Source organism: Nguyenibacter vanlangensis (assembly GCF_013376155.1).
GTDB classification, from domain to species: domain Bacteria; phylum Pseudomonadota; class Alphaproteobacteria; order Acetobacterales; family Acetobacteraceae; genus Gluconacetobacter; species Gluconacetobacter vanlangensis.
In genome coordinates, this window is sequence record NZ_JABXXP010000589.1 from 1 (window position 1) to 1,755 (window position 1,755).

A 1,755-nucleotide genomic window follows, 5' to 3' on the forward strand; every position below is an offset into this window, starting at 1 on the left:
GGCCGGGTGACGGCGAACCGGCCCGCCCCCGCCGCCGCCAGCGCCAGCAGCCCGCCGACGATGCTGATATTCTTGTAGAAATGGATCATGTTGTCATAGCGCATCATGCCCGACATCGACCAGAACGGATGGCCGATCAGCCCGGTCACCAGCGTATAGACCGCCAGCGCCAGCGCCACTTCCGTCGTCAGCGCCCCGGCCAGCAGCGCAAGGCCAGCCCCCAGTTCGGTCACCGTCGCCACCGCGGCGGAAATCGCCGGGAACGGGGCATGGGTCTGTGCCATATAGGCAACCGCGCCCGAATAATCGGTCAGCTTGCCCCAGCCCATCACCAGGAACAGCACCGCCAGCAGCAGGCGGGCCAGCAGCAGAACAACATCGCGCATCGTCGCATTGATCGTGAACATCGCAGGTTTCTCCAGTTTTCCCGGGCCATGTCCCGCCGCCCCTCGCGCCGGTCTCTCGCCCCCGTCCTTCTGTTCGAAACCGTATCGGCATCATCGAAACCGATAAATAGAAACAAAGTAAATCTATAGTTTCCAAAAATTACCGATCTATCCCGGACCGCCGGACAGGGATCGCCCCGCCCGTGCCTGCTGCGCCAGCCGCTCCACCACCGGCACCAGCCGCCGCACGATCACCGCGACCCCGGCCGGGTCGGGATGGATATGGTCGGCCTGCACCAGGTCCGGATGCGTGGCCACCCCGTCCAGGAAGAACGGGTCCCACAGAATGCCCGGCCGGCGCGACAGCCGGTCGAACACCGCGCGAAAGGCGCCGGCATAGGCGGTGCCCATGTTCGGCGGGGCATACATCCCCGACAGCAGCACCGGCAGATGCGCCTGGGCCAGCCGGTCCAGGATCGCCGTCAGGTTCCGCTCCATCCGCGCCGGGTCCAGCCCGCGCAGCCCGTCATTGCCGCCCAGTTCCACGATCACGGCGTCCGGCTGGTCGCCCAGCGCCCAATCCAGCCGCGCCAGCGCGTCGGCGCTGGTATCGCCCGACACGCCGCCGTCCAGGATGGTGATCGCATCGCCGCGCGCTGCCAGCGCCGCCTGCAGGCGCGGCACGAAGGCATCGCGATGCGCCAGCCCGTACCCGGCGGTCAGCGAATCCCCCAGCGCCAGAATCCGCACCGGCCGTTCGGCCGCGCCCGCCGGCATGCCGCCCATACCCAGCACAAGCACAAAAACCATTCGGACGATTCGCCCGCGCCATGTAGCGTCGAGACGGCGGACCCACCCTGTGTCGGAAGAAGAGCGCATGGACAGCGAAGGATTCCCGAACGGACGGCCAACCCTGGTGCAGGCGGATGACCTGTGGCTGACAGTGCCGGCCCATTCCGGCAGGGTCAACCCGGCCCGGAACGGCACACCCACGCACCCTGGCACCCACCCTGGCGCACACCCTGGCGGGAACACCGGGGAAAGGGCCGGGGGCCTGGCCATCCTGCGCGGGATCAGCCTGCGCGTGGCCGAAGCCGAGGCCGTGGGCATCGTCGGCCCCTCCGGCTCGGGCAAGACCTCGCTGCTGATGCTCCTCGCCGGGCTCGAACGGCCCACAAGCGGCACGGTCACGATCGCCGGCACCCGCCTTGCCGACCTCGACGAGGACGCGTTGGCCCGCTTCCGCCGCCGCACCACCGGCATCGTCTTCCAGTCCTTCCAGCTCATCCCGACCATGACGGCGCTGGAAAACGTGCTGGTGCCGCTGGAACTGGCCGGCCATCGCGACGGGGCCCGCGACGCCCGGGCG

General features: G+C 68.9%; 3 protein-coding genes. 1 reads left to right on the plus strand and 2 read right to left on the minus strand.

The window, feature by feature from the left end:
• Positions 1-407, minus strand: a 407-nt coding sequence (locus HUK84_RS16995) for a DoxX family protein (protein WP_176641323.1), incomplete at its 3' end; no start/stop codon positions are given.
• Positions 408-554: 147 nt separating this feature from the next.
• The gene (locus HUK84_RS17000; protein ID WP_246285753.1) at positions 555-1,196 is read right to left on the minus strand and encodes an arylesterase; all 642 of its coding nucleotides are present in this window, start codon (positions 1,194-1,196) and stop codon (positions 555-557) included.
• A gap of 67 nt (positions 1,197-1,263) precedes the next feature.
• On the opposite strand from HUK84_RS17000, the gene HUK84_RS17005 reads away from it, so the two are divergent.
• Positions 1,264-1,755, plus strand: a 492-nt coding sequence (locus tag HUK84_RS17005; protein ID WP_176641324.1) for an ATP-binding cassette domain-containing protein, incomplete at its 3' end; no start/stop codon positions are given.